This is a genomic window from uncultured Jatrophihabitans sp., assembly GCF_964252635.1.
Taxonomy (GTDB): Bacteria; Actinomycetota; Actinomycetes; order Mycobacteriales; family Jatrophihabitantaceae; genus Jatrophihabitans.
In genome coordinates this window covers 1-7,353 of the sequence record NZ_CAXUNP010000079.1, presented here as the reverse complement: position 1 = coordinate 7,353, position 7,353 = coordinate 1, and the positions used below count along the sequence as shown (strand labels likewise).

6 protein-coding genes are annotated in these 7,353 nt (G+C 72.4%); 1 reads left to right on the top strand and 5 read right to left on the bottom strand.

Annotation, left to right across the window (positions count from 1 at the left end; genetic code table 11):
- Nucleotides 1-157 precede the first annotated feature (157 nt).
- From frr to ACFFCA_RS19530, 5 genes are all read right to left on the bottom strand, one after another.
- A complete protein-coding gene (frr, locus tag ACFFCA_RS19550; RefSeq protein WP_375487921.1) occupies nucleotides 158-715 on the bottom strand; it encodes a ribosome recycling factor in 558 nt (185 codons plus the stop codon).
- Between the two features lie 13 nt (nucleotides 716-728).
- Nucleotides 729-1,466 carry a UMP kinase gene (pyrH, locus tag ACFFCA_RS19545; RefSeq protein ID WP_375487919.1) on the bottom strand — a complete coding sequence of 246 codons (738 nt, stop codon included), beginning with the start codon at nucleotides 1,464-1,466 and terminating at the stop codon, nucleotides 729-731.
- 55 nt (nucleotides 1,467-1,521) lie between these two features.
- Complete coding sequence (gene tsf, locus ACFFCA_RS19540; protein ID WP_375487917.1) at nucleotides 1,522-2,334, bottom strand: translation elongation factor Ts; 813 nt, start codon at nucleotides 2,332-2,334, stop codon at nucleotides 1,522-1,524.
- 33 nt (nucleotides 2,335-2,367) lie between these two features.
- Nucleotides 2,368-3,267 carry a 30S ribosomal protein S2 gene (gene rpsB, locus ACFFCA_RS19535; RefSeq protein ID WP_375487915.1) on the bottom strand — a complete coding sequence of 300 codons (900 nt, stop codon included), beginning with the start codon at nucleotides 3,265-3,267 and terminating at the stop codon, nucleotides 2,368-2,370.
- Nucleotides 3,268-3,609: 342 nt separating this feature from the next.
- Nucleotides 3,610-6,567 (bottom strand): AAA family ATPase, encoded by a 2,958-nt coding sequence (locus ACFFCA_RS19530; protein ID WP_375487913.1) that lies wholly within the window; start codon nucleotides 6,565-6,567, stop codon nucleotides 3,610-3,612.
- Nucleotides 6,568-6,710: 143 nt separating this feature from the next.
- On the opposite strand from ACFFCA_RS19530, the gene ACFFCA_RS19525 reads away from it, so the two are divergent.
- The gene (locus ACFFCA_RS19525; RefSeq protein ID WP_375487911.1) at nucleotides 6,711-7,268 is read left to right on the top strand and encodes a murein hydrolase activator EnvC family protein; all 558 of its coding nucleotides are present in this window, start codon (nucleotides 6,711-6,713) and stop codon (nucleotides 7,266-7,268) included.
- Nucleotides 7,269-7,353 lie beyond the last annotated feature (85 nt).

Genomic DNA, 7,353 nt, shown 5'->3' with positions numbered 1-7,353 from the left:
CGGCGTGATCGCGGGTCCCGGGGCCGGCCGGGGTCGGGCGGGGGCCGACGTGCGCGACGCGACGCGCTCGCGCCACCGCCGAGCGGGGTGGGGCCTCGCGGTCGGTGTCGGCTGCGGCGCCGTCAGGCGGGTCGGATGTCATGCGGGTGCGCGGACCTCAGACCTCGAGGAGTTCTGATTCCTTGGCCTTGACCGCATCGTCGACCGTGGCCGTGTACCGCGCGGTGAGCTTGTCGAGCTCGCCCTCGGCGCGGTGCACGTCGTCCTCACCCGACTCGCCGTCCTTGACCAGCTTGTCGAGGGAGTCCTTGGCGTGCCGTCGGATGGAACGCACCGACACCTTCGCGTCCTCGCCCTTGCCCTTGGCCACCTTGACCAGCTCCCGGCGGCGTTCCTCGGTGAGCTGCGGGAAGACGACGCGGATGATCGTGCCGTCGTTGGTGGGGTTGACGCCCAGGTCGCTGTCGCGGATGGCCTTCTCGATGGCGCCCATCTGGCTGGCGTCGTAGGGCTTGATCACGGCCATCCGGGCCTCGGGCACGTTGACCGTGGCCATCTGCGGGATGGGCGTCGGCGCGCCGTAGTAGTCGACGACCAGGCGGGCGAACGCGCTGGCGTTGGCGCGGCCGGTGCGCAGGCCCGACAGGTCGTCACGGGCGACGTGCGCGGCCTTCTCCATCTTCTCCTCGGCCTCGAAGAGGATCTCGTCGATCACGCTCTGTGCCCTTCTACTCGTTCGCCGCGTGCACGGTGGTGCCGATCTTCTCCCCGCGGACCACGCGGGCGATGTTGCCTTCGTCGAGGCCGAACACCACGATCGGCATGGCGTTGTCGCGGCACAGGCTGAACGCCGTCGCGTCGGCGACCTTCAGGCCACGTTGCAGGACCTCGTCGTAGCTGATGTCGTGAAACTTCGTGGCCGTCGGCACGACCGCCGGGTCGGCGTCGTAGACACCGTCGACGCCGTTCTTGCCGAGCAGCAGCGCGTCGCAGCCGATCTCCAGGGCGCGCTGCGCGCCGGCGGTGTCGGTGGAGAAGTACGGCATGCCCACGCCGGCACCGAAGATGACCACGCGGCCCTTCTCCAGGTGCCGCTCGGCGCGTCGTGGGATGTAGGGCTCGGCGACCTGGCCCATCGCGATGGCGGTCTGCACCCGGGTGGGGACGCCCTCCTTCTCGAGGAAGTCCTGCAACGCCAGGCAGTTCATGACCGTGCCCAGCATGGCCATGTAGTCCGCGCGGTCGCGCTCCATGCCGCCCTGGCTCAGCTCGGCGCCGCGGAAGTAGTTGCCGCCGCCGATGACCACCGCGATCTGGGTGCCGTCGGCGACCACCTCGGCGATCTGGCGGGCGATGGAACGCACCACCTTCGGGTCGACCCCGATCGCGCCGCCCCCGAACACCTCGCCGGAAAGCTTGAGCAGCACCCGCCGGAATGCGAGAGGGGCCCCCGAACCGTCGCTCATCGGTGACCCCTCTCGTCCTACGTCTGCGTCGTCGTGGTTCAACCTAGCTGGCGCGTCAGCCGACCTCGAAGTGCGCGAAGCGGCTGACCTGCACGCCGGCCTCGTCGAGCAGGGCCTTGACCGTCTTCTTGCTGTCGACGACCGAGGCCTGCTCGAGCAGGACGTTGTTCTTGTAGTAGCCGTTGACGCTGCCTTCGATGATCTTGGGCAGGGCCTGCTCGGGCTTGCCGTCCTCACGGGCCTTGGCCTCCGCGACACGCTTCTCGGTCTCGACCGTCTCGGCCGGCACCTCGTCACGGGTCAGGTAGGCCGGGCGCATCGCGGCGATCTGCATCGCGGCGGTGCGGGCGGCGTTCTCGTCCGAGCCGTCGAACTGCACCAGGACGCCGACCTGCGCGGGCAGGTCCTTGGCCTTGCGGTGCAGGTAGGTCGCGACCTTGCCGTCGAGCTTGACGGCACGGCGCAGCTGCAGCTTCTCGCCGATGACGATGGCCAGGTCGTCGACGTTCTGGCCGACGGTCTTGCCGTCCTTGAGCTGCTCGGCCAACAGGCCGTCGACGTCGGTGGCCGACGAGGACGCGAAGTGCGCGACGATGTCGTTCGCGAGCTGCTGGAACTGCTCGTTCTTGGCCACGAAGTCGGTCTCGGACGCCAGCTCGATCATCGCGCCCTCGGCGGCGGCGACCAGGCCGTTGCTGGCCTCGCGGTCGTCACGCTTGGCAGCCTTCGCGGCCCCCTTGACGCGCAGGACCTCGAGGGCCTTGTCGTAGTCGCCGTCGGCCTCGTCGAGGGCCTTCTTGCTGTCCATCATCCCGGCGCCGGTGGCGTCGCGGAGCTTCTTGACATCTGCGGCGGTGAAGTTCGCCATGGTTCTACTGGGTTCCGTTCGTCTCGGGAGTGGTCAGGCGGAGGTGGTGGCCGACGCGTCGGCGGCCGGGGCCTCGGCAGCCGGTGCGGCGGCAGCCGGTGCGTCGGCGGCCAAGGCGGCAGCGGTGGCGTCGGTCGGCTTCAGCAGCTCGGCCTCCCACTCGGGGAGCGGCTCGTTGGAACCGACCGCGGCACCCTGGGTGTCGACCTCCGGCTTGTCGTCGCGCCCGGCGTTGGCCGCCGCGGCGGAGCGGGCCATCAGGCCCTCGGCGACGGCGTCGGCCACGACACGGGTGAGCAGGGCGGCGCTGCGGATCGCGTCGTCGTTGCCCGGGATCTTGTAGTCGACCTCGTCCGGGTCGCAGTTGGTGTCGAGGATCGCGACGACCGGGATGTTGAGTTTGCGGGCCTCGCCGACGGCGATGTGCTCCTTCTTGGTGTCGACGATCCACACCGCGCTGGGCACACGGGTCATCTCGCGGATACCACCGAGGGAGCGCTCGAGCTTGGTCTTCTCGCGGGTGAGCATGAGCTGCTCCTTCTTGGTGGCCACACCCTCCCAGCCGGCCTGCTCCTGCGCCTCGAGGTCCTTCATGCGCTGCAGCCGCTTGAACACGGTCTGGAAGTTGGTGAGCATGCCGCCGAGCCAACGCTGGTTGACGTACGGCATGCCGACGCGCGTGGCCTGCTCGGCGATCGACTCCTGCGCCTGCTTCTTGGTGCCGACGAACAGCACGGTGCCGCCGTGCGCGACGGTCTCCTTGATGAACTCGTACGCGCGGTCGACGTAGCTGAGCGTCTGGTGCAGGTCGATGATGTACAGACCGTTGCGCTCGGTGAGGATGAATCGCTTCATCTTCGGGTTCCAGCGACGGGTCTGGTGGCCGAAGTGGACGCCCGACTCGAGCATCTCCTTCATGGTGACGACGGGCATGCCGACGTCCCTCCTGTTTCTTTCGTGCGCACGGGCCCGAGCACCACCGGTTGCGGTGGCGCGGCGAACCGCACGCTGCCTCGGTTGTCGCGGGCGGACCGGGTGGCCCGCTCGCCCTGGTGTCCGATGTCGCGACCAGAGGGCCGTCCGGAGAACCCGGGGGTTCGTCGGGCGGACCGAGGCTGGTCGCCGAGCTCCCTTTTGCGTTCGGGAGCAGGGCACGCGAAGTCAGCCCGATTTCTCGAGCTGCGGGTCCCAGTCTAGCGCCTCGCCCCCGGCCGTCGAACCACCGTGGTTCCGGGGCTCGGGCATGCTGCCGCCGGCGCAACGGCTCCCCTGCGGCTACCCCTGGCCGGCTCCGGCCCGGCGGGCGAGCGCCGCGGCCTCGGCCCGGCTGCGCACGCCGAGCTTGGCCATGATGTTCGAGACGTGGACGCTGGCCGTCTTCTCGCTGATGAACAGCTTGGCCGCGATCTGCCGGTTCGAGCGGCCCTCCAGCAGTTCGGCGAGGACGCCGCGTTCCCGGTCGGTGAGGGCGCCCAGGCCGCGGGGCGCCGACCCGTTCCGGTCGGGGCTGCCGCGACGGGCGCCGACGGCTGCGTCGAGCTGGGCGAGCAGCGGGCGGGCGCCCATCCGGTCGGCGTCGGCCCGCGCGACCGCGGCGACCCGTCCTGCCTCGGCGGTGTCCCCCGCGGCCTGCAACGCCTCCACGAGCCGGGTGCGCACGACCGTGCTCGCGGCCACGTGGCCGAAGTCGAACTCGTCGAGCGCGTGGTGCCACAACGCGACCAGTTCGTCGGCCGCCGGTGCGTCCACCCCGGTGAGCCAACGCACCCGGGCCTCCTCGGCTCGTAACCGGGCTATCCACGCCCGACCCTCGCGTCCGAGCTCGCGCCCGTGCGGTAGGCCCCGCTCGGCGCTGCGCAACCCGGTCGCGAGCAGCTCGGCGCCCTGCTCGGCCAACCGGACGTGCCGGGACTGCGGGGCGGTGGCGGCGTCCGCGGCCACGACCGCCAGGGCCTGGGCGCTGAGCTGGATGCGGCCAAGGAACCACTCGTTGAGCCAGAGCTGTCCCAGGGTTGCCGACACCTCCTCGACGACGGCGATCGCGGCGGCGGAGTCGCCCTGCTGCTCGAGTGCGGTGAGGGCACCGAAGGCGTAGTAGAGGGCGACCCGGCCCTCACGCAGCCAGAACGGCTCGAGCTGGGCGCGTTCGGCGACCACACCGTGCTCGCCGCGTCCGGCCCGGACGGCGAGGGCGGTGGCCCGCAGCACCGCGGCAGCCAGCCCCGTGGGCCGCTCGTCGGCGGTCGTGTCGAGGATGCGCAGCGCGGTGTTCCAGTCACCCTGCATCCAGCGGACGGTGGCGATCATGGCCCGGTTGTGCAGGCCGAAGATGTCCCACGGCCGGCCGGTCTCGATCGCCCGCCGCCGCCCGGCAGTGAACACCTCGAGGGCGCGGTCGAGCTCGCACTGCTCGTGCAGGAGGCTGCCCAGGCTGAACCAGGTGCGCAGCTCGGTGCCGACGTCGCGGGCGCTGTGGGCCTGGGCGATGGCGGCCTCGAGCTGGCGGGCGGCGTCGTCGGGGCTGCCGGTGCGCCGTTCCAGCGCGGCGAGGGTCGCGGCCGCGTCGGCAGCCGCGGTCGCCGAACCGGCCAGCGTGGCCGTCTGCAGCGCCTGCTCAGCGGTGCGCTGCGCGTCGACGTCGTGGCCGAGCGCGCTGGCCACCCGGGCCTGCAGGGCCATGAGCTGGGCCAGGAACGCCGTCGGTGGCTCGTGCGGCGCGAGCTGCAGCGCGCGGGTGGCGACGCTCAGCGCCTCCTCGTCGACCTCGCCGCTGGTGGCGAGCCGTACCTGGGCCGTCAGCAGGCGCGCACGGTCCAGGTCGCTGGCCTCGGGCGGCAACTCGGCCAGTGCGCCGCGCGCGAGGTCGCCGCCACGCAGGTAACGGCCCGCCGCTTCGGCCGCGTCGGCGGCCAGCAGGGTGAGGTCGACCCGGCCGGGATCTGTCTGCGGCAGCTGCTCGATGAGCTCGAGCGCGTTCTCGAAGTGACCGAGCGCCTCCTGGGGCGCGGCCAGCGACATGGCGGCGCGACCGGCGGCGACGCTGGCCTCGAAGGCGGTCGGGTAGTCGTGCGAGGCATAGGAGTGACGGGCCAGCTCGGACGGGCTGCGACCCGGCTCCTCGGCCAGCCGCCGGGCGTACCGCGCGTGGATGCGGACCCGTTCGCTGGGCAGCAGGTCGTCGTAGATGGCCTCGCCGAGCAACGCGTGCCGGAACACGTACCCGCGCCCGCTGGGGGTCAGCTGCAGGATGTTGCTGTCCAGGGCCTCGCGCAGCGCCTCCTCGAGACGTGGCCCGGTGAGCTCGATCGCGCTCTCGACCATGTCGTAGGGGACGCGCCGGCCGCCGACCGCGGCCACCCGCACCACCTGCCGCGCGTCGTCGGACAACCGATCGAGGCGGACGAGCAGCAGGTCGGCCAACTGCCACGGCAGCTGGTCGGCGCCCTCGAACTGGTTGGCGGCACTGAGCAGTTCCTCGGCGAAGAAGGCGTTGCCCTCGGCGCGGTCGACGATGTCGTCGAGGTCCCCGGCCGAGAGCCCGTGGACGTTCTCGCTGCCGAGCAGCCGCCGCACGTCGTCGGCGCTCAACGGGTCGAGGTGCACGCGATGCAGGCCCGGAAGCCGTGTCCACTCGGCCAGCGTGCGGCGCAACGGGTGGCGGCGGTGCAGGTCGTCGCTGCGGTAGGTGGTGACGACGGCGACCCGCTCGACGTTGAGCCGCGCGACCAGGTAGCCGAGCAGGTCACGCGTGGCCTGGTCGGCCCAGTGGATGTCCTCGACGACGAGCAGCACCGGTTGCTCGGCGCCCATCGCGCCGAGGGCACCCAGCACCGCGTCGAACAGGTCGCCCCGTTCGACCCGGTCGTCGCCGGCCGCTCCGGGCGGGCCGGCCAGACCGAGGTGTGCGGGCAGCAGCCGCGCAAGAGCCGGGAACAGGCCGACGAGACGGCCCATCTCGGCCGGGTCCTCGACGGCCCGGCGGGTGAACGCCTCGGTGAACGGCAGGTAGGGCGGGGGCATGTCGCCGAGGTCGAGGCAGTGGCCCACCAACGGCAGCACACCCTCGGCGCGGGCCGTACCCAGCAGCTCGGTGAGCAGGCGGGTCTTGCCGACGCCCGCGTCGCCACCCATCACGACGGCGCTCGCGACGCCGGAACGGGCCCGCTCGACGGCCGCCCGCAGCTCGGTCAGCTCGGTGGAGCGACCGACCAGGGGGACGGGTGAGGACGACACACTCACATTCTGGCCTGCGACACCGACAGGCGGGCACATCCGGGCCCGTCCCGGTGGGCGACCTGTGGACGACGGCCACCCCGTCCACAGCTCGACGCTTCGACACGCGACGCCGAGGGCGCAGCCCTGCCACGGTGACGGTCGTGACGCCGCCGCCCAACCCACCGCCGGCGCTGCTCCTACGGCGCCGTCGTGTCCGCGCCGTACTCGTCGCGGCCCTGCTCGGCCCGCTGCTGCTCGCAACCGGTGCCGGCGCGACGACCCTGCGCGCCGCCTCGCGGCCGCCGGTACCGATCACCACCTACCGACCGCCCGTGCTGCCCCTGCTCGTCCTGCGCGCCTTCAGGCCGCCCGCGCAGCGGTACGGCGCGGGCCACCTGGGCGTCGACCTCGCCGCCCGTGGGGTCGTCCGCTCCGCCGGCCCCGGGACCGTGACCTTCGTCGGGTCCGTCGCCGGGCGCGGCGTGGTCGTGGTCCTGCACCCGGACGGCATCCGCACCGAGTACGAACCGCTGCGCCCGGCCGTCACCCGGGGGCAGCTGGTCGCCGCCGGCACTGTCCTCGGGACCGTGCACGGCACCCAACGGGGCTGCCGGGCCGGCTGCCTGCACTGGGGGGCCCGGCGCGGCGACACCTACCTCGACCCGCTGAGCCTGCTGCGTCCGCTGGGCCCGGTCCGCCTGCTGCCCTGGGCCGGGTGAGCGTCACCCGTGGATCATGCCCGTGGGTGGGCCTGGCGATAGGTGGCACGCAGCCGCTCGACCGACACGTGGGTGTAGATCTGGG